Origin of the sequence: Nocardia sp. XZ_19_369 (genome assembly GCF_015355715.1) — a bacterium.
Lineage (GTDB): Bacteria > Actinomycetota > Actinomycetes > Mycobacteriales > Mycobacteriaceae > Nocardia.
Map to the genome: position 1 here is coordinate 555,718 of NZ_JACVED010000004.1, position 20,047 is coordinate 575,764.

Below are 20,047 nucleotides of genomic sequence, written 5' to 3' on the forward strand. Positions count from 1 at the left end.
CAACCGGTCTCAGACAGAGCGGGCGCTCAAATGTCCTCGGTCGACGTCGGAGCTGTAGTGGCTGCGTCTCGTTCAGCCCACCGGTGCACCGCGTCGATGAGCAACGCGGGCAGGGTGTCTCGGTGCCGGTCGATGATCTCTTGGGGTCCGATCAGCGAGATCGTGGCGACGACGCGACCGTGTTCGGAGATCGGCGCGACCACGGCATCGGTATCGGGGAACAGCGGTCCGTGCGGGCCGATGAGGTAGCCGTCGCGGCGGATGTTGTCGAGCTCGTTGCTGAGTTCGAGCACGGCACGCGGCTGGTCACCCTGGTGACCGGCGAGGTATTCCAGGCGTTCGTCCTCGGGGAGGTGGGCCAACAGCAGCCGACCGGCCGCGAGTTCGTGCAGCGGTAACCGCAGATAGCGCCGGGCCGTATAGGCGAGCGGTCCGGTGCCGGGGCCGTCGCCGAGCACGGCGTCGATGTAGACCGCGCAATCCCCGACGCGAATCGCGGTCACCGCCGCGAGTCCCGTGGCTCGGTGCAGCGCCGTCAGATCGCTGTGCCGAACGGTCTCCAGTGGTCGATGCCCGGCGCGCAGGGCAAGTACGAAGGGCGCCGGGCCGAGGGTGTACCTGCGGTCTTCTTCGACCAAGTAGCCGATCGCGACCAGCCCGTTTACCAGGCTTTGCGTCGAGGACACCGGTGCCTGGACGCGCACCGCCAGCTCGGTGAGACCGATCGGCGCGCGAGCCAGTGCGGCGACGTCGAGGATGGCGGCTACTCGATCCAGCATGCGGTGATGAGGGCGTCGCATGCGCCGTATGCCTTCTTCGCGCATTCGATCCTCCGATCTGCGCGCGCAGGTTTTACGTGACTACGTAGTAGTTGATCATATTGCGTAGCTGGTTGCGCGGGGATAGCTTGGGATTGGACCATTCAGAGAATTGGGACACGCGGCAGGAGGCGCGACAATGCTTGATTTCGATACTGTGGCAGCGCCGGATTCTGCGTTGACGCGGGCAGCGACCGATTTATTGCTCGCGACGTCACCGCAGACATTGGTCAATCATTGTTATCGCGTATACCAGTGGGGTGCGGTATTGGGAGACCGGCGCGCGTGGCGGATCGACCCGGAACTCTATTTTCTCGGGAGCGCGCTGCACGATCTGGGCTTGACCGCGCGCTTCGACGGACGGGAGGGGTTCGAGATCCAGGGTGCAGTGGCTGCCGCGGAGTTCCTTCTGGAGCAAGGCTATCCGGAGAAGCGGATCGAACTCGTGCGGGAGGCGATCCGATTGCACATCGACCTGGAGACCTACCAGGATCCACGGCCGGAAGTGGCGTTGCTGTCGATGGCCGCAGGGCTGGACACGGGCGGGTACCGCTACAAAGAGATAGATCCCGCGTTCATGGACGTGGTGCTGAAATCATGGCCGCGCCTCGAGTTTCGGAAGTGGCTGCTGAAAGCCTGTCGGGCCGAGGCCGAGCGCAAGCCGGCGTCCAAGGTCGCGGAGTGGATAACGTCCGGTCGATTGCACGACAACTCGGGCAATCCGCCGTTTACCGAATGAAATATATCCAGCGATAACGATCTCTACGAGTGGCGCCCATGTTCGGCGTCCGCTGAATCAGTGATTGCTATGAGGTGTCTCGATGAAGATTGTTGTAGCGCAACCGTCGGAGACACGACTGGCACGTGCGTCAACTGAACTTTTGCTGTCATGCGCCCCGCCTGTACTCGTTAACCACTGTCAACGTGCGTTCCAATTCGCATGGCGGCTCGGCGAGGTTCGGGGATGGACGGTGGATCGAGAATTGCTGTACATCTCCACGATGCTGCACGATTTGGGACTCACGAAGCGGTTCGACGGACCTGCTGGGTTCGAGATGGAAGGCGCAGACGCTGCAGCACGATTCCTGCGCGAACGCGACTACCCCGAGGATCGGATCCGCACGGTGTACGACGCGATCGCATTGCACCTGGATATGGAACGGGAACCGCATGAGCCTCCGGAGGTCCGGCTGTGCGCGTCGGGCAGCGGCGTCGACACGCACGCCCTACGGATCGACGAGGTAGGACCGGAATTCGTAGCTGCGGTGGTCGATGCCTGGCCACGCCTCGGATTCCGTAACTGGTTGAGACAGGAATGTCGTGCCCGGGCTGTGGACAAACCTGATTCCAAGATTGCCAGGTGGTTCGACATGGGAAGAATGCCCGAAGGTATGGGGCATCCGACCTTCACCGAATAGCAGGCGAAACCTTCTGACCAGCAACTTTCCCTCACTACTCGGGCATCGCGGTGCGCGTGGACTGCGTGGATGTCGGCGACCTGAGCCGGATCTTCGGCGAGCGCGGTGAATCACGCTGCGCCGCAGTGCTTACCGCGCCGGTGTGGTTACCGCGCCGGTGTCGTGGAGCGCGGGTGCCTTCGGAATCGCCTTGCCGTCGGTCGGCATGATCGAACGCGCCAAGCCGCCCCTACCAGCACAGCGGCGAGTCGTCTCACGAAGGCACAACCGGTTTCAGGCGTAGCGGAACGAGGTGCAGCAAACCCAAAGGATCCAAGTACTCCCGTCGGCGCCGACCACCACCTTCGTTCCTCAATCCCCAATGCAGACACGTCCCACACCCTTCGTGCCCGGCCTCCAGCGTGCCGATCCGGTCGCCGCGCCCGACCCGGCGTCCAACCGAAACTTCGGCCCGCACAGGCTCATACGTGGTCCGCAACCCACCCGGATGATCGATCGACACCACCATCTTGTCCGCCACCGTCCCGGCGAACACCACGATCCCGTCGCCAGCGGCCAGCACCCCCTGCCCGGGCGCACCAGCCAGATCCACGCCTCGATGCCCCGGCAGCCAGTTCTGCGCAGGCTTGTCGAACCGCTTCAACACGGCCGGCCGAGGCTGCAACGGCCAGTTGAACCCACAGACCGGCGCGGCCGTCGAGACCGGTTCCATGCAGATCAGCACCATCAACACGAGACCGATCAGAACGACGGCGCGGCGTGCCCTGTTGCTCCCGATCACGCCGGGTCAATCGGTTGCGACCGGCGGCAAAGCCAGCGAGGCAGGCGAGACGAGCCCGCAGAACTCGGAATCGCTCGGCGACATGAAAAACGGTGCAGGACAGACATATTCGCAGAACTCCGGGTCGAGCGGAGATAACGCCAACGGACCGACACCGGATCCCATGTCCTGCGCCGCCCGCTCGTCCGTGACGCGCAACGGCGCCGGGCGCACCAACCCGCCCGATCCGCAGGACGAACCCGTGCACGTCGCGAGCGAGGCGACCATGTCCTGCGCCGCCCGCTCGTCCGTGACGCGCAACGGCGCCGGACGCACCAACCCGCAGAACGAACCAGTGCACGTCGCGAGCGCGCCGGCCGTGTCCTGCGGCGCTCCTTCGTCGGCGACGCGTACCGGTGCCGGGTGCACGAATCCGCAGGATGAATCTGTGCACGCCGTGAGCGGGGCTCCCATGCCCTGTGGCGCCGGTTCACCCTCGGCTCGTACCGATGTCGGCTGAACCATCGTCGGCCGAACCATCCCGCAGAGCGCTCCTCGGCACGTCGCCAGCGGTCGGCCCGCGGCATGCGACCACCTCAACCACTCCCGCTCACAGACCAATCCCGCGCATCCCGCGCGCACGGACTGCAAATCCTGCGGCACTCCACCCACCACAACAGTGGCAACCCGCGCAGGCGGCCCGAGCCCACCCGCCGCAACCGGCGGCGCTGTCAACACGGCGAGCGCAAAGAAAAGCGGTATGACCAGCGTCATCATGGACGAGATCGGTTTCGAAGGCATGCCACAAAGCCTCATCCGACCGAACCCATCCCGGAACCCCCACTACCCCGAATGTGGACAACTTTCTCGACTGTGGACATCCCCCGTTCCATAGTCTCAACCACCACCGCGTACCCCCTGACAGGCCGATTTAGTAGCTGGCCTGGAACCCGATAGACTGATCGAGCGGTCTGTGCCTGCATAGACCGACTTCGCGCGCCACCCCGTGCTTGTTCGCAACGGCGCTGTTCGAATCGAGCTCATCATCCATCGATTCGCGACGGTGTCTGTGCGGAGCAGGGAGTCGTCGGCTGGTCCCCACCTTCGCGGTCGGGTCCGACGGTTCGGAGGCGCCAGGGCAGTGGATCACCGATTCACTGCGTCAACCGGCAAACGAAAGAGAGATACGGGAGCTATGGCTGTCGTAACAATGAAGCAGCTGCTGGACAGCGGCGCGCACTTCGGACACCAGACACGGCGCTGGAACCCGAAGATGAAGCGGTTCATCTTCACCGACCGCAACGGCATCTACATCATCGACCTGCAGCAGACGCTGACCTACATCGACAAGGCCTACGAGTTCGTCAAGGAGACCGTTGCCCACGGTGGCACCGTTCTCTTCGTCGGCACCAAGAAGCAGGCCCAGGAGTCGATCGCGGCCGAGGCGACTCGCGTCGGGATGCCCTACGTCAACCAGCGCTGGCTGGGTGGCATGCTCACCAACTTCTCCACCGTGCACAAGCGCCTGCAGCGCCTCAAGGAGCTCGAGGCGATGGAGCAGACCGGTGGTTTCGAGGGTCGCACCAAGAAGGAAATCCTCATGCTCACGCGTGAGATGACCAAGCTGGATCGCACCCTCGGTGGTATCCGCGACATGGCCAAGGTGCCCTCGGCCATCTGGGTCGTCGACACCAACAAGGAGCACATCGCCGTCGGCGAGGCGCGCAAGCTGAACATCCCGGTCATCGCGATCCTGGACACCAACTGCGACCCCGACCTGGTCGACTACCCGATCCCGGGTAACGACGACGCGATCCGTTCCGCCGCACTGCTGACCAAGGTCGTCGCCTCCGCGGTGGCCGAGGGCGTGCAGGCGCGGGCCGGTCTGTCCTCCGGCGACGACAAGCCGGAGTCGGGCGCGGGTGAGCCGCTGGCCGAGTGGGAGCAGGAGCTGCTCGCGTCGGCCGCACCGGCCGCCGAAGCCGCTGCCGAGACCCCGGCCGAGGCCCCTGCCGAGGCTGCCGCCGAGGCCGCCCCCGCCGAGGCTCCGGTGGAGACCCCGGCCGAGGCCTGAGTCTTCTCAACCCACGGCGGCGTGCGCCGGTAGCCTGCGTAACCACGTAGGGACAGCGAACGCCGCCGTTCAGGCACTGTTCCGGCGGTGATCACGATCGCGTGCGATGGTGATCACCGCTGCCCAGTATTCAAGTACTTTCTCCGAAGGAGGCTCGCCCCCGATGGCGAACTACACCGCTGCCGACGTGAAGCGGCTCCGGGAGCTCACCGGCTCCGGGATGATGGATTGTAAGAACGCGCTGGCCGAGACCGACGGCGATTTCGACAAGGCCGTCGAGATCCTGCGCATCAAGGGCGCCAAGGACGTCGGCAAGCGTGCCGAGCGCACCACCGCCGAGGGCCTGGTCACCGCCAAGGGTGGCGTCATGCTCGAGATCAACTCCGAGACCGACTTCGTCGCCAAGAACGCGGAGTTCCAGGCGCTGGCCGACCAGATCGTGGCTGCCGCCGCGACCGCCAAGCCGGCCGACCTGGACGCGCTCAAGGCGCTCGACCTCGGCGGCCAGACCGCCGACGAGGCCGTGCAGGCGCTGGCCGCCAAGATCGGCGAGAAGCTCGAGCTGCGTCGGGTGATCTCGCTCGACGGCCCGGTCGCCACCTACCTGCACAAGCGTGCCTCGGATCTGCCGCCCGCTGTCGGCGTGCTGATCGAGTACCAGGGCGAGGGTGACGCCGCGGCTGATGCCGCTCGTGCCGCCGCCATGCAGGTTGCCGCGCTCAAGGCGAAGTACGTGACCCGCGACGAGGTTCCGGCCGACATCGTGGAGAACGAGCGCCGCATCGCCGAGCAGACCGCTCGCGAAGAGGGCAAGCCCGAAGCCGCACTGCCGAAGATCACCGAGGGCCGCGTCAACGGCTTCTTCAAGGATGTCGTGCTGCTGGAGCAGTCGTCGGTCACCGATTCGAAGAAGACCGTCAAGGCGCTGCTGGACGAGGCCGGGGTCACCGTTACCCGCTTCGCCCGCTTCGAGGTCGGCTCGAACTGATCGTGCCCCGCAAGGTCGTCCCGGCAACCGCTGGGATCCAGACGCGGGACCTGGTCTGAATGCCGTCCAATGGCTACATAGAGCAGACCCCTCGTCGACCGATATACCGGTTGACGGGGGGTCTTCCTATGCCGCCGAGCACACATAGGGCAGGATAGGGGCCGCTCCGTGTTGAGGAGCCTTTCCGAGCTGCCGAATTCTTTGACGCACTTGCCTGCCGAGAACACGTTGACCGCCGAAGGAGAAGAACACCCATGACGGACCCGGGGAACGACCGCCCAGGATATCGCCGGGTGCTTCTGAAATTGGGTGGCGAGATGTTCGGCGGCGGCCGCGTCGGCCTCGACCCCGATGTGGTGGAGACGGTTGCGGAGCAGATCGCCGAGGTGGTCGCCACCGGCGTGCAGGTGGCCGTGGTGATCGGCGGCGGCAACTTCTTCCGCGGCGCCGAGCTCGAGGAGCGCGGCATGGAACGGGCCCGCTCGGATTACATGGGCATGCTCGGCACCGTGATGAACAGCCTTGCGCTGCAAGACTTTCTGCAGAAGCAGGGCATCGAGACCCGGGTGCAGACCGCGATCACCATGGGCCAGGTCGCCGAGCCCTACCTCCCGCTGCGCGCCAAGCGGCACCTGGAGAAGGGCCGCGTGGTGATCTTCGGCGCGGGTATGGGCATGCCGTATTTCTCCACCGACACCACGGCCGCCCAGCGAGCTCTGGAGATCGGTGCCGAGGTGGTGCTGATGGCCAAGGCGGTCGACGGGGTGTTCACCGCCGACCCCAAGGTCGACGAGGACGCCACCATGTACTCCGAGATCACCCACAAAGAGGTCATCGAACAGGGCCTCAAGGTCGCCGACGCGACGGCCTTCAGCCTCTGTATGGACAACCAGATGCCGATGCTGGTGTTCAATTTGTTGACCAAGGGCAATATCGCCCGAGCGGTCGCCGGTGAGAAGATCGGCACATTGGTTCGGTCCTGACCCCGCGACCCGCGGATCATGACGATGACGACGCTGTGGAGGAAACGGTCGTGATTGAAGAAGCGCTCTTCGACGCCGAGGAGAAGATGGAAAAGGCTGTCACGGTAGCGAAGGACGATCTCGCAGGCATCCGCACCGGACGTGCCAACCCGGGGATGTTCACTCGAATCGTCGTGGACTACTACGGCTCGCTCACCCCCATCACCCAGATGTCCAGCATTACGGTGCCGGAGCCGCGCATGGTCGTGATCAAGCCGTACGAGCAGGCACAGCTCGGCGCGATCGAGACCGCGATCCGCAACTCCGATCTCGGTGTCAATCCCACCAACAACGGTGACATCATTCGGATTTCGGTACCGCAGCTCACCGAGGAGCGCCGCCGCGAACTGGCCAAGCAGGCCAAGGGCAAGGGGGAGGACGCGAAGGTGTCGATCCGCAATGTCCGCCGCAAAGCCATGGACGAACTGTCGCGCATCCAGAAGGATGGCGAGGCGGGCGAGGACGAGGTCGGGCGTGCCGAAAAGGACCTCGACAAGACCACCGCCAAGTATGTCGGCCAGATCGACGAACTGGTCAAACACAAGGAAGCCGAACTGCTCGAGGTCTGACGCCGGTGGCGTGAGCGATGGGCACCGGGAATGCCGCCGATGGGACACCGCAGCACGCGCCCGCCCGGGCGGGGGACGAACGGAACGACGAGTTGAGCGACGGGACAATCGTGGCCGAGAACGCCGCCGCGACCGGTGCGGCTGAGGAGCCGAGGCCGGTGAACGGCACAGCTGAAGTGAGGCAGGAGCACGTGCGCGATGCGGGAGCGTCGGGGCACGAGCCGTTAGCCTCCGCTGCGGCGTCCGGTCACGACGCTTCGGCCGATGGTGACGGTTCGGCCGCCCGTCTCGACGGTGCCACGGGGCAGCAACCTCAGACCTCCGAGGCGTCCGTGTGGGCATCGAATGACGCGGGCGCCGAACAGGCTCCGGCTGCCTCGGCGGCCGAGCACGATCCGGAGGCGCACGGCCCCAACGCGGTGCTCGCCGCTCCGCCCGCGCCCGGCTCCCGCGCGGGCCGGAATCTGCCCGCGGCGCTCGCGGTCGGATTCGGTCTCGGTCTCTCGCTCATCGCGATTCTGCTGTTCGTGCCGAAGGTGTTCATCGGTGTCGTCGGTGTGGCCGTGGGCGTGGCGACCTGGGAGGTCGCCAAACGTCTCCGCGAAGCCGACGTCCTGGTGCCGCGCATCCCGCTGATTGTCGGCGGGCAGGCCGTGTTCTGGCTCGGTTGGCCCTACGGGGCCAGCGGGGTCGCGGGCGCGTTCGCAGGCACCGCGCTCACCTGCATGGTGTGGCGCCTGTTCGATCACGGCTTGCAGACCGCGCCGCGAAACTTCCTGCGCGACACCGCCATCGCCATCTTCACGCTGGCCTGGATCCCGCTGCTCGCCTCGTTCGCGACGCTGCTGCTGCTCGAACCGGACGGCAATCTGCGGGTGCTGACCTTCATGATCCTGGTCGTCTGCTCCGACGTCGGCGGTTACGTGGCAGGCGTGCTGTTCGGCAGGCATCCGATGGTGCCGTCGATCAGCCCGAAGAAATCCTGGGAGGGTTTCGGCGGCTCACTGGTCTTCACCGTCATCGGCGGCCTGCTCACCGTTACCCTGCTGCTGGAAGCCAACTCGATGATCGGCGTCGTCCTCGGCGTCGGCCTCGTCCTCGTCGCCACCTGCGGCGACCTCATCGAATCCCAGATCAAACGCGAACTCGGCATCAAGGACATGGGCACTCTGCTGCCCGGTCACGGCGGCATCATGGACCGCCTCGACTCCATGCTCCCGTCGGCCTTCGTCTCCTGGTTGGTTCTCTCAACCCTGCTCTGACCTGCGACTATAAATTCTTGCCACCCCGTCGGCAAAAATTTATACTCGCAGGATGTCCGAAGACAAGCTGTCGCGTGCCGAGGTGGCTGTGCTGTCGTTTCTGCTCGGCAGCCCTGCTGCTCAGCGGCAGGTCGGCATCGCGGAAGCAACCGGCGTGACGCAGGCACGAGTGTCGCAAATCCTGGCTGCCGCTGATGCGTTCGGCTGGACCGAACGCGGCCCGGACGGCTGGCAGGTGCGACGCCCGCGCGAGCTGTTCGAGCGTCTTGTCGCCGCCCGTCCGCCCAAGGTCGACGTCATCGAATCCTGGTACAGCCTCGACACCATGCAGAGGCAGATCGAGCTGGCGCTGGAACACGCCTCAGTTCAACAAGTCTCGCTGCAGGTCTGCGGCGATTGGGCAGCGGACCGGGTCGCGCCGTGGCGAATCCCGGACATCGTCTATCTGCACGCCGACGGGCACTTGGACCTGCAAGCAGCAGGTTTCGTCCCGGTGGAAACGAGTCCCGCCGATGCGACCATCGTGGTGAACGTCGGCAAGCTCGCGCCCGGATTGCGGCTCGACCCGGCGATCGCCACAGCGATGGGTGGGCCGCCTGCGCAAGCATGGCCGCTCGCACCTATCACCGAGATTGCCCGGCACCTGCTCACCGGCGACGGGCCCGATACTGCCGAAGCCGTAGCCGAACTCGAACAACGCTTCCTCGCCGCCCGCAGCGAGCTCGAGCGCGTTGCATGATCGAGCTGGAGGTTTTCAGCGGTTCGCGGGCCGAGGATGGTGCGTATCTGGCGCTGGCCGACGCCGCGGCCGCCGGTGCCGCTCTGGAGTCGTGGGCGGTGATCGGCGGGCACATGGTGAATCTCCATGTGCTGCGCAGCGGGGTGTCGGTCCCGTTGCGTGCGACCAGAGATGCTGATCTCGCCGTAGAGCTGGTCACCATCCGGGACGGGGTCCTGCTGGATCGATTGCGCCGCATGGGCTATGACAATCCACGTGCGGGCAACCGATTCGAGCGCTCGGTCGGTGGAACTGCCGCAACGATTGATCTGTTGGCACCGTCGTTCACCAACCGGCATGTCCCCGATCTCGATGCGGGACCGATCGCCGTGGACGGCATCCCGGCGCTGCACGTGGTGTTGGCTCGAGAGCCGGTATGGATTGCTTTGAGTGCCGAGCTGATCGACGGCACCCGGACATCCGCCGTCGTCGCGATCCCGGACATCGCGACGGCCATCTGCATCAAGGTCTTCGCTTACTTGCACCGCTTCACTCCGCGTGATGCCGAAGACATCGCACGACTGCTCGAATGCGGATACGCGGATCGGGCATCCTGGCCCAGCGGAACCACTTTCACCGAGGCGCTCGATCTGTTGCGTGAGCACTTCGACCAGCCGGGGCACGCGCTGCGGAGGTGCGCCGGAAATCCGGCGCGCACCCGTGCCCTCGTTCGTGCTCTCACGCCGTGACGGTCCGCTGTCTCCGCCAAGCGTGATGAGCTACCTCTTCGCGACGCGGCGGAGTTGCAGGATGCGCAGGCCGCCGACCAGAGCCATCACCAGCGCGCCGCCGATGACCGACAGCAGCACTAAGACGCCCAGCGGCAACGAGAAGTGCCAGAAAAACAGGCCGACCTCGACCCGATCCAGGTTCTGCAGGATGAAGACCAGCAGGATGATCAGGATGAGGGCGCCCGCGATCAGACTCATCCAGGTGGTGCCGGTGCGCGTGGACAGCGATTGGCGGTGCTTGGTCGGGGCGGTGCTCGGCGGGGTGGTGGCCGGCGGCGGGGCGGTCGGCGGCGTCGGCGCCGTGCGCTCGTCCGTCAGATCCGGATCGGGCTCAGGCAGGTGCTCAGCATTGGTGGACATATTCCGATCATTGCCCACTGCTATGGCAGTTACACGTATTTCCTGGCGACAAACCGGCCATGTCGGAACTGCCGCGTGCGGGCGAGTGTGCGCCACATTCGCCCAGATGGGAGAATGGCGGAACTATGACCGTCTCCCTGCCCCTCGTTTTCGATGCTCCGCGCCGTGGCCTGCCGCCCCGGCACCTCGCCGACCTCGACGCCGAGGGCAGGCGGGCAGCCATCGAGGAGCTGGGACTGCCGAAGTTCCGCGCCGACCAGATCGCCCGCCAGTACTACGGCAGGTTGCAGGCCGACCCGGCCCAGATGACCGACCTGCCCGCGCCCGTGCGCGAAAAAATCGGCGAGGCGCTGTTCCCCCCGCTGATGTCGGTGGTGAAGCACGTCGCCTGCGATGCGGGCGAAACCCGAAAGACGTTGTGGCGAGCGGGCGACGGGACCCTCCTGGAGAGCGTCCTCATGCGCTACCCCGACCGCGCCACCCTCTGCATCTCCAGCCAAGCAGGCTGCGGCATGGCTTGTCCGTTCTGCGCGACCGGCCAGGGCGGACTGAACCGCAACCTGTCCACCGCTGAGATCGTCGACCAGGTTCGCGCCGCGGCAGCAGCGATGCGCGACGGTGAGGTCGCGGGCGGGCCGGGCCGGCTGTCCAACATCGTCTTCATGGGCATGGGCGAACCGCTGGCCAACTACAAGCGGGTCGTCGCCGCGGTCCGCCGCATCACCTCCCCGCCGCCGGACGGTTTCGGTATTTCCCAGCGCAACGTGGTCGTCTCGACCGTCGGATTGGCCCCCGCCATCCGCAAACTGGCCGACGAAGACCTCTCGGTCACCCTCGCCGTCTCCCTGCACACCCCCGACGACGAACTCCGCAACACCCTCGTCCCGGTGAACAACCGCTGGCCGATCGCTGAAGTGCTCGACGCGGCCCGCTACTACGCCGACAAGTCCGGTCGCCGAGTCTCCATCGAGTACGCGCTGATTCGTGACATCAACGACCAGGGCTGGCGCGCCGACATGCTCGGGCAAAAGCTGCACAAGGCGTTGGGTTCCCGCGTGCACGTCAACGTGATTCCGTTGAACCCGACGCCGGGTAGCAAGTGGGATGCCAGCCCGAAACCTGTTGAGGCCGAGTTCGTTCGGCGCGTGAACGCCCAAGGCGTGCCGTGCACCGTCCGCGATACCCGCGGCCAGGAAATCGCCGCAGCCTGCGGACAGCTCGCCGCCGAAGGCTGAGGTTCCGACCGCCCTGTTGGTCCGGGGTGCGTCAATGCGCTGGCTGTCCGACGAAAATCGAGCTCTCACGAGGGTGACGACCAACCCTGAGGCGGCCGTGATCCATGCAGATTTGTCGGCTGTGCACATGGCCATCGGCCTCAACCATGTGGATCGACTTGCTCGAGCATGCGAACTCCTAGCGCGCCAGCGAATGCGAAACCTACAACAAGAAACCCATAGCTGCGTTTTGGTGATTAAAAGTAAGCTATGGTGATCTCAAGTAGCTTTTCAATCGAGAAAGCACACTATGAACTGGCCATCGCACCGCATCGAGGAACGTGCTTGGAACCCTCGCCAACGGCAGGGTTCGCGGGCTGACCGTACCCTCGAGCGGATCGCGGTGGCGATCCCGCCTCGCATCGGCGACCTCGCGTACGACCCCACCGGGTCCGTAGCTCGCGCGCACGAAGCGGCGATCATCGCCATTGCCCGTCTGGAGGCGGGATTCGGGGAGCACCTGGCGCCGCTGGCGGATTTCCTTCTGCGCAGCGAATCTGTCGCCTCCTCGAAGATCGAGCACATCGATGCGGGCTGGCGCGCGTTTGGTAAAGCGATAGCGGGTGGGAAAGCCAGCGTCGAGGCGCAGTCGCAGCTCGCGGCGGTCAAAGCGCTGATCGCGATGGTCGATACGGCGGGGAGGGGACCCGTCACGATCGACCATCTTCTGGCAGCACATCAACTGCTGATGGCTCCTGACTTCTACTCGGCGCGGGATTCGGGCCAGCTGCGCGACGTGCAGAACTGGATCGGGGGTAGTGACTACACACCCGTTGGCGCGGCGTACATTCCGCCGCCCGCCGAGTTGGTTGCCGAGCTGATGGAGGACCTGCTTGTCTTCGTCAATCGCAACGATCTGCCGATCCTCGCGCAGGCTGCCATTGCGCATGCCCAGTTCGAGTCCATTCATCCGTTCACCGACGGCAACGGCCGAATCGGACGCGCACTGATCAGCGCAGTCCTGCGCCGTCGCGAGCTGACCCATCGGGTCACTGTGCCGTTGGCTTCGGCGATGCTGGCCGACACCGCCCGATACTTCGCCCAGCTCGGTGCCTATCGTGAAGGACGGGTGGATACATTCGTCGAGTACGTCGCAGTGGGCGCGCTCCATGCCAGCGAGGCGGCTCAGGAATCAGCCCGCGCACTGGCGGCATTGCCGGCGCGCTGGCGCGAGCTCGCTCGGCCTCGGGCGAACTCTGCGGACGAGACGCTGCTCGCCGCGCTGCTGGACGCACCGATCTTCAACGCGGACACCGCCCAACGCATCGCGGGGACCACCGATGCGAGCACCTATCGCGCGCTGGGCAGGCTGACTGAGGTCGGCGTCCTCGAGGTCCTGTCGGAAAGTAAGCGCAATCGGGTCTGGGCCGCCGTCGATGTCCTTGCCGAGTTGGACGCGCTCAGTGTGGCCATCGGTAAACGCACAACCGAACATTTGTAGCGACTCGGCAGGCTTGGGAGACAAGGTGTTTCGGGTGTACTACTGACTGCGCACAGGAGTTGGATCAAGGCGCCGACGGTGCCATCAGTGGTGACGAGGGTGTGCTGGTTGGTTCTACCCGGGCAAGTGTCTGAGGTCGGTCGTACAAGAGTGGTCGCTTGGTTGGTGGACGTGGCGGGATGTGCGTGAGATGCTTTCGCGATTCGATCGCGGGGGACGCGACGTGAGCCAAGGGGGAGTCGAAGTGGATTGCTTTGTTGGACCATCGCCTGCGCTGAATACCGCACCGGTGGAAGACCGTCGGCAATGTGCGGCGGGCTTGTCTGCGAATCGGTCAGCCGGTGACGCGCTGCATCCCGAGCGGTCGCAGCGGTCGGGCAGGCCGGCTCCGCGTCGCATGCTGCGTGCTGGGCACCTCGGGTCGCGTCTTGTTGACGAATCGGATAGCGAGGCAAAGGAATTCGCTCATCGAGTGGTGCGATTCGCCTTGGAGGTACTCGATTGTCATCGACCGGTCGCGCAGCTCGGCGCCATTGCCGACTCGTCGGTGGTGTCGGTGGTGCGCACAGTGATCAAGGGTGGTTTTGTGCCCGGCGCTGAACTGGGCACGGCGGTACTGAGCCGGGTCGACGTCGTGATGGTCAACGGTGCTGCTGCGGAGGTGTGCGCCTCGTACGACCGAGGACACCGTCATTTCGCGCTTGCCGCACGCATTGCCCGCACTCGCGGCGGCTGGCGGCTGACCGCTCTCCGCGTGCTGTGACAGCAACTCGAATCCGGTGTGGCCGCGCCGCTGCTTCGGTAACCTGCGTGACCCGCCCAGCCGATAGGGATCAGGCGCGGTCCGCTTGCGATCTCAGACTGTACGTACGCCGGGGAGATTCAAGTATTTCGGCCGGAAGATCGCCGCCGCCTGCGGACAGCTCGCCCCGGTGCGGGAGCTGCCGGACTGCTCTGCCACTCACCACGCTGCTAGATGCACCGGGATGGTGATGCCGACTGGGTAAGGTCGGTTCGTGCCGAAACCGCTTGCAACCGGAAACGCGCTGGGGCGCAGTTACGGGGGGCAGTCCGCCGAGCAGCGCTCGGCCGCCCGGCGGAAACGGTTGATGGCGGCAGCTCTCGACCTGTTCGGAACGGTGGGCTACGCCAATTCGCCGATTGAAACCCTGTGTGTCGAGTCGAGCGTCTCCACCAGGAGTTTCTACGACGACATCGGCAGTCGCGAGGCGTTGCTCATCGCCCTAGTGGACAGCATCACCGCAAGCGCCGCGACGAAGGCCGCCGAGGCGTGGGCTGCGTCCGCCGACCAATCGGTCGCCGTCCGGCTCGAGCGGGCGTTCTCGGCCTACCTGCAGGTGACCTGTGCGGATCACCGTTCGGCGCGAGTGTGCTACGTCGAAGTCATCGGTGTGAGCCAGGCGGTGGAGAACTGGCGGCAGGGCTGGCGAGATCGGGTCGTCGACCTCTTCGAGCGTGAGGCCGAACGGTTGGTGGAAAAAGGACTGATCCACGCCCGTGACTTTCGCATCTTCGCCCTCGCGATGATCGGCGCGGTGAACTCGCTGGGGCAGGTATGGGCCGTGGACGGCGTTCGCGGCGAGCTGTCGATCGACATTGTCGCCGCCGAGTTGGCTGGTCTCGCCACCGCGGGTCTCGAGCGCAGGTAACGACTCGGCCGCGTCGAGGCAACCGCGTAGATGTGCGAATTGCATTGATTTGGGCCTGGTAAAAACCGAACTCTGTCAGATCTGGTAAGACGTCTTGTAACATAGCTGTACATTAGCTATATATAAGAGGAAGCCAATCTGATAGGAGCCTGGGGTGCCGAAACATCGCAATGTAATCCGCCGAGTGGCCGGTGTACTTGTTATCGCTGCCGGGCCGGGACTGGCCGTGGCCTGCGGTGATGACACGCCGGCGCCGGTCGGCCCGACAAGTAGTTCCCCGGTCACGTCGAGTATCGGCACGACCGTCCCTCGCAGTCTCGGACCATCGCCCGTACTGCCATCCGCCACGCCGATGTTCACGCCGGTCTCGCCACCGACCCACGCCGAGACGACTCGCCCGGAGCGGCCACCGGCAACCGTTGAGCCGGGCCAGCCGAAGCCGGAACTCCCACCCGCGCAACAAGAAGCACCGCCCGAGCTGCCTCCGATGCCTTTCGAGCCCAAGCCCGGTTACTGACGCCCGCCGCCATCCTTCGACCCCTGAGGAGAAGACATGCGTCGATCGACGAGAGCATTTGCCCTATTGCTGGCAGTGACGTCTACTTCTGTCCTCGGGGGGATGAGAGCAACGGCGGAACCGGTGGCGAACAACGGCACTCAGGTCGTTGTGCTCGGAGATTCGTTCACTGCCAATTCGCTGGAGATTGGGACCAGCGGAGCAGACCGATGCTCGCGCAGCGCGACCTCGTGGCCGAGTCAGTTGGCGCGCTCGATGGACCGTAGTTTCCTCGATTTTTCCTGTTCTGGCGCGGTGATCGACACCGGACGGAACTGGAGTCTGGCGTACGAGGCCAAGAAGGCCGCCGAGGCCGGCGCTTTCGGCTCTGGAACGGACGCGGTGCTTCTGCAGTTCGGTCTGAACGACGACTGGGGCATCGGCATGCCGCTGATCGATGCGCTGATCCACTGCGTCGCCGATCTCATTCGGGGATGTGACCGAGATGCCGTCGTGCAGAACCGGTTTGCTGACCCAGGTAAGGTGACCGCGCAGCGATACGCGGACCGCATCTCCCAAGTCGTCACATACATTCAGTACTACGCTCCGAACGCGCGGATCGTGCTTGTCGGCTATCCGGAGCTACTGAATCTGGACAGCGCCGCTGCGTGCATCGACATTCTCGGCGTGCCGCTGCTGGTTCAGCCGCGCGCGGCGGCACTGGTCGATTACCTGCAGAGCCTGGGCCGTGCGCAAGCCGGGGCCGCTGAGCTTTTGGGGATCGACTACTTCGATACCGCCGCGGTGTCGCGCGGTCACGGCCTGTGTACCCCGGATCCGTGGGTCAACGGTCTCGGTAATCCGCGTGCCGACCTGCTCGGCATCCCTGGGCACCCGTCCGCCAGGGGTGACGCGAGCACCGCTGCGGAACTCAAAAGTCAACTGGGACTTTAGGGGTCGGCGTGGATACCGAAACCGGTCGGTCTCGGATGGACAGCGACCCGGCGACACCTCGGCACGCGGTGAAGCTCCCGTCGCTGACCGGCATGCGTTGGTGGGCTGCCGGGGCGGTGTTCGTGCTGCACACCATGGTCTTCCTGCCCGTCTACCCCTTCCAGAAGAGCGGACTGTTCGCAACGATCCACGGGTTCATACCGATGCAACTGGGTTCGGCGGGAGTCACCTTCTTCTTCGTATTGTCAGGGTTCATCATGTACTGGACCCGCCGTCCGGGAGATACTGCAGCGAACTTCTTGAAGCGGCGTGCTTTCAAGATCTATCCATCGCATATTGTGGCGGTACTCGCCTTGCTCGTTATTGCGCCCGTCCCGATATCGCGGCTGACGGTGTGGTTGCCGGATCTGTTGCTGATCCATGCGTGGGTGCCTAATTGGACCACCCTGGGGGGACTCAATGTGCCGTCATGGTCCTTGGCATCCGAGGTACTGTTCTATCTGTCGTTCCCATTGCTGGCGCCGCTGGTGGATCGACTCGGCAGCCGATGCATCGGATGGGTGCTGGCAGGGATATTTCTCGTCATTGTCGGCCTACACGCCGGTTTCTACCTCTATGCCGATGGGCCGAAGGGCGTCGAGAATCTATTCTTGCCGCGCCTGCTGCCGGATGCCGCCACGCCGGAGTACGAGATACATGCCTCGCCGATCTGGTTCCAGCAGCGTGACATTCCGGTCTCGCCGGCATACTGGCTCAGTTACAACTTTCCGCCGAGTCGGCTGCTGGAATTCTACCTGGGCGTACTCACGGCCAAGCTTGTGATATCCGGTAAATGGACCAATGCCAAATTACGCTATCCGCTATTGGGTCTCGGTTGTAGCTACGGCCTGACTTGGTTCGTGCCGATCAACTTCAAACTGTCTGTGCTGATATTGCTGCCGACCGCTGCTGTGATAGCCACAATGTGTGTACGCGATATGACCGGCGTGCGAGGTGTTAATTCCGGCCGTATAATGATTTGGCTGGGCGAGATATCGTATGCCTTCTACTTGATCCAGTACCCGGTGATGGTAGCGGTCACCAAATACTGTCTCCATGGGAGAAGATATGGCCTGTTGGGCTGGCTGAGCTGGTCGCTCGTCTGTCTGGTGTTATCGGTAGCACTGGCGGCCGTTATCTATCATTGCATCGACAAGCCAATTACCTGCCGAAACCGAGAGCGACCGGTAATCGCCCCACATGCGATACTTCCCGCCCGCGTCGCAACCGGTTGAACCCTGTTCTCGGAGCAGTAGCTCCACAATCGCACTGTGCCTTCGGAGTCCGTACCGCTTGCGCGACAGCTGGAAGATTCGATGCCTAGTCGCGAACAACCCCGAAACTGAGGCAAGCCATGACAGAACAATCCCAGGACTGCCGAGAGTCGTCGCCGCCCGCACCGCACGGGCACGTGGCCGCGCCGCCATCGCATCGCGACGGCACAAGGGGCAGCGCATCACGGCTACCGGCGATGCGAGCGTGGGTGCTGAGTGGGTTGCGGACCGGCACACTCATCGGCGGCGTGATCACGATGGCGGTCGTCGCCACCGTGGCCGCCGCCTCGACGGCACACGGCGAACCCGCCTACAACACCCGCACCGAACGAGTGGTCGAGCCGCTGGAAGCGGACCCGCTCGTGGAGATTTCCTGGGTGAGCCTCTATTCGCCGCTGACCACCGGCTTCGCGCCGCACCCAGCGGAGTGCGACTGGGTTCACTACCTGCGCTATCGGCACCGCAGCGGCCCCACGGAGTCGTCTGACGCCGACGCGGTGGTCTCCGCGCAGGCCGGATTCCAGGGCGGATCGAGCACCTACGACGTAAAGGCTCGGCAGGTCGTGCGCAAAGCCGCGGAACAGGGCAAGCATGTCGAGTTCTGGTCTGTTGAACGCCGCTCGACATGTCTGGTCGACCGCACCGGCATCGAAGCCGCGGTCGCGGCCCGCGACTACCACGTCGGGCTGGACTACTACTTCCACGGTGCCACGATCGACGGCAGACGCTATGCAGGCACCTTGGACTGGTGGGATGTGCCCGGTTCGCCACATGGCAGCGCCTCCTGGCTGCGGGACCTGCGTCAAGAACAGGAAATCCGGGACTGGCACCAAATAATGTCCGAGGCCATTCCTGACCCCGGCCTGCGTGGAAAGAAGGTGTTCTGCGGCGGACACTCCTACGGCGGTCTGCTCGCCGGCCTGTACAGCGCGTGGGATTTCACCATGGACCAGGCGAGCGCGGTGCACGACGGCCCGGGCTACGCGCAGTGCGCGGGATTCTTCGCCGATGATTCCCTCGTGACCCCTGATCCGGCCGGCATGGGCAACACACCGATCCTGGGCAGTCTGGTCGAGATGGTCGCCGGGCTGGTCTACACCTACAACCGCGGCATTCCTGGTGTGACCGGCGGGTTTTCGTCGCTGTACCCCTATTTCGACACCGGGCTGATCCTTACCCCCGAGACCTACTATCTGATCGAAATCATCGCCATGGCTGCCTATTTCGCGCCGGACGAGGAAAGCGATCTGTTGCGCCTGATCCCGCGCACCCCGAACATCGAGGCGGCAATCCGGGTCTTCCTGTCGCGCACTTATTTACAGGTGCTGACCAGCACTCCGGATGTATGGAGCTTCCGCTACACCAATGCCGCGTTGTTCGGGGCACTGCTGGGCAGTGCGGGATCGCCGGTCTCGATTCTCGGCAGCGGCATGGGGTCATACGAAGGATGCCCTGTGGCGGACAAGGACTTTCCCGTCGCCAACCAGCTCGCTGACCTACATCTGCCCGGTATCGAAGAACTACGTAAGATCCCGCAGCTGGCCGAGATTCCCGACCTCGGCACCCTCATTTCCCACCTCGTCGCGCCGGGCGCACGGCGGGTGGCTCCGGTGGACCCTTCGGTGCTGTGCCGGTGGCGTGACTACGACGAAGAACCCCTGCCCACGGTAGACGGCACGCCGTACACGTCGAAGGCAGAGCAGATCGTCGACCTGCGTGACGCCGCCCGCCTCTGGTTCGAGGGTCCTGGCAACTATGTCGAAATGTACCTGCCGTACATCCGAGGCCCGGGAAACACGTTCATGGCCAACATGAAGTGGTGGGAGTACGCCGCCGCGCCGCACCGCCAGGAGGTCTACCGTCGGCCGATGCTGACCACACTCGGCACGGTCGGAGAGATCACCGACGGGATACACCTGCTCAACCCATTGGTCGCGCTGTTCCCGGTCAGCGGGCCGCTGGTGCCCGCCAACACCGTCTACGCGCCGGGGCGGCACCACTTCGATGTGGTGCTTGCCGCCGAGCAGCAGAACGACGGGCGTCCCGAGATCGGCAGTCAAGCGATGACGGATTGGATCATCAAGAACGCCGGGCAGTGAAATGCCCGCCACGGCCGACT

At 64.8% G+C, this 20,047-nt stretch carries 20 protein-coding genes; 16 read left to right on the forward strand and 4 right to left on the reverse strand.

Translation table 11 applies throughout. The features are described 5' to 3' along the window. Window positions 1-26: 26 nt before the first annotated feature. Window positions 27-779, reverse strand: a complete 753-nt coding sequence (locus IBX18_RS17880) for an IclR family transcriptional regulator (protein ID WP_194834733.1) — start codon at window positions 777-779, stop codon at window positions 27-29. Between the two features lie 178 nt (window positions 780-957). Here IBX18_RS17880 and IBX18_RS17885 point away from each other — a divergent pair, with 178 nt between their 5' ends. Together IBX18_RS17885 and IBX18_RS17890 are read left to right on the forward strand one after the other, a co-directional pair. Further along, window positions 958-1,557, forward strand: coding sequence for an HD domain-containing protein (locus tag IBX18_RS17885; protein WP_194834734.1), 600 nt, complete (start codon window positions 958-960; stop codon window positions 1,555-1,557). Window positions 1,558-1,639: 82 nt separating this feature from the next. After that, window positions 1,640-2,236, forward strand: coding sequence for an HD domain-containing protein (locus IBX18_RS17890; protein ID WP_194834735.1), 597 nt, complete (start codon window positions 1,640-1,642; stop codon window positions 2,234-2,236). Between the two features lie 253 nt (window positions 2,237-2,489). On the opposite strand, the gene IBX18_RS17895 is transcribed toward IBX18_RS17890, so the two are convergent. Together IBX18_RS17895 and IBX18_RS17900 are read right to left on the reverse strand one after the other, a co-directional pair. After that, window positions 2,490-2,963, reverse strand: a complete 474-nt coding sequence (locus IBX18_RS17895) for a M23 family metallopeptidase (protein WP_194834946.1) — start codon at window positions 2,961-2,963, stop codon at window positions 2,490-2,492. Between the two features lie 60 nt (window positions 2,964-3,023). Continuing rightward, a complete protein-coding gene (locus IBX18_RS17900) occupies window positions 3,024-3,425 on the reverse strand; it encodes a hypothetical protein (RefSeq protein WP_194834736.1) in 402 nt (133 codons plus the stop codon). Between the two features lie 766 nt (window positions 3,426-4,191). Between IBX18_RS17900 and rpsB the strand changes: the two genes are divergently transcribed. The 7 genes from rpsB to IBX18_RS17935 all read left to right on the forward strand — a co-directional run bounded on the left by rpsB (window position 4,192) and on the right by IBX18_RS17935 (window position 10,378). After that, window positions 4,192-5,070, forward strand: a complete 879-nt coding sequence (rpsB, locus tag IBX18_RS17905) for a 30S ribosomal protein S2 (RefSeq protein ID WP_135232424.1) — start codon at window positions 4,192-4,194, stop codon at window positions 5,068-5,070. Between the two features lie 163 nt (window positions 5,071-5,233). Next, window positions 5,234-6,058 carry a translation elongation factor Ts gene (gene tsf / locus IBX18_RS17910; RefSeq protein ID WP_107658366.1) on the forward strand — a complete coding sequence of 275 codons (825 nt, stop codon included), beginning with the start codon at window positions 5,234-5,236 and terminating at the stop codon, window positions 6,056-6,058. Between the two features lie 254 nt (window positions 6,059-6,312). After that, a complete protein-coding gene (gene pyrH / locus IBX18_RS17915; RefSeq protein WP_107658365.1) occupies window positions 6,313-7,041 on the forward strand; it encodes a UMP kinase in 729 nt (242 codons plus the stop codon). 50 nt (window positions 7,042-7,091) lie between these two features. Continuing rightward, complete coding sequence (gene frr / locus IBX18_RS17920; protein ID WP_147129687.1) at window positions 7,092-7,649, forward strand: ribosome recycling factor; 558 nt, start codon at window positions 7,092-7,094, stop codon at window positions 7,647-7,649. A gap of 419 nt (window positions 7,650-8,068) precedes the next feature. Then, window positions 8,069-8,911, forward strand: coding sequence for a phosphatidate cytidylyltransferase (locus IBX18_RS17925; RefSeq protein WP_194834947.1), 843 nt, complete (start codon window positions 8,069-8,071; stop codon window positions 8,909-8,911). Window positions 8,912-8,963: 52 nt separating this feature from the next. Beyond that, complete coding sequence (locus IBX18_RS17930) at window positions 8,964-9,650, forward strand: MarR family transcriptional regulator (protein WP_194834737.1); 687 nt, start codon at window positions 8,964-8,966, stop codon at window positions 9,648-9,650. Further along, a complete protein-coding gene (locus IBX18_RS17935) occupies window positions 9,647-10,378 on the forward strand; it encodes a hypothetical protein (RefSeq protein WP_194834738.1) in 732 nt (243 codons plus the stop codon). Before IBX18_RS17930 ends, IBX18_RS17935 begins: the two co-directional genes overlap by 4 nt. Window positions 10,379-10,408: 30 nt before the next feature. Here IBX18_RS17935 and IBX18_RS17940 read toward each other — a convergent pair whose 3' ends face one another. Continuing rightward, window positions 10,409-10,780 carry a lipopolysaccharide assembly LapA domain-containing protein gene (locus tag IBX18_RS17940; RefSeq protein ID WP_194834739.1) on the reverse strand — a complete coding sequence of 124 codons (372 nt, stop codon included), beginning with the start codon at window positions 10,778-10,780 and terminating at the stop codon, window positions 10,409-10,411. A gap of 125 nt (window positions 10,781-10,905) precedes the next feature. On the opposite strand from IBX18_RS17940, the gene rlmN reads away from it, so the two are divergent. The 7 genes from rlmN (at window position 10,906) to IBX18_RS17975 (ending at window position 20,027) form a co-directional block, all read left to right on the forward strand. Next, window positions 10,906-12,015 carry a 23S rRNA (adenine(2503)-C(2))-methyltransferase RlmN gene (gene rlmN / locus IBX18_RS17945; RefSeq protein ID WP_194834740.1) on the forward strand — a complete coding sequence of 370 codons (1,110 nt, stop codon included), beginning with the start codon at window positions 10,906-10,908 and terminating at the stop codon, window positions 12,013-12,015. A gap of 289 nt (window positions 12,016-12,304) precedes the next feature. Beyond that, window positions 12,305-13,495, forward strand: coding sequence for a Fic family protein (locus IBX18_RS17950; RefSeq protein WP_194834741.1), 1,191 nt, complete (start codon window positions 12,305-12,307; stop codon window positions 13,493-13,495). Between the two features lie 397 nt (window positions 13,496-13,892). Beyond that, window positions 13,893-14,258, forward strand: coding sequence for an Rv3235 family protein (locus IBX18_RS17955; protein WP_228541385.1), 366 nt, complete (start codon window positions 13,893-13,895; stop codon window positions 14,256-14,258). A 253-nt stretch (window positions 14,259-14,511) separates the two neighbouring features. Further along, window positions 14,512-15,165, forward strand: a complete 654-nt coding sequence (locus tag IBX18_RS17960; protein WP_306796305.1) for a TetR/AcrR family transcriptional regulator — start codon at window positions 14,512-14,514, stop codon at window positions 15,163-15,165. A 640-nt stretch (window positions 15,166-15,805) separates the two neighbouring features. Then, on the forward strand, window positions 15,806-16,615 hold the full coding sequence (locus IBX18_RS17965) for an SGNH/GDSL hydrolase family protein (RefSeq protein WP_194834743.1): 810 nt from the start codon (window positions 15,806-15,808) through the stop codon (window positions 16,613-16,615). Window positions 16,616-16,623: 8 nt separating this feature from the next. Next, window positions 16,624-17,889: an acyltransferase gene (locus IBX18_RS17970; protein ID WP_306796306.1), complete on the forward strand. Its 1,266-nt coding sequence runs from the start codon at window positions 16,624-16,626 to the stop codon at window positions 17,887-17,889. 119 nt (window positions 17,890-18,008) lie between these two features. Then, window positions 18,009-20,027: a hypothetical protein gene (locus tag IBX18_RS17975; RefSeq protein ID WP_194834744.1), complete on the forward strand. Its 2,019-nt coding sequence runs from the start codon at window positions 18,009-18,011 to the stop codon at window positions 20,025-20,027. Window positions 20,028-20,047 lie beyond the last annotated feature (20 nt).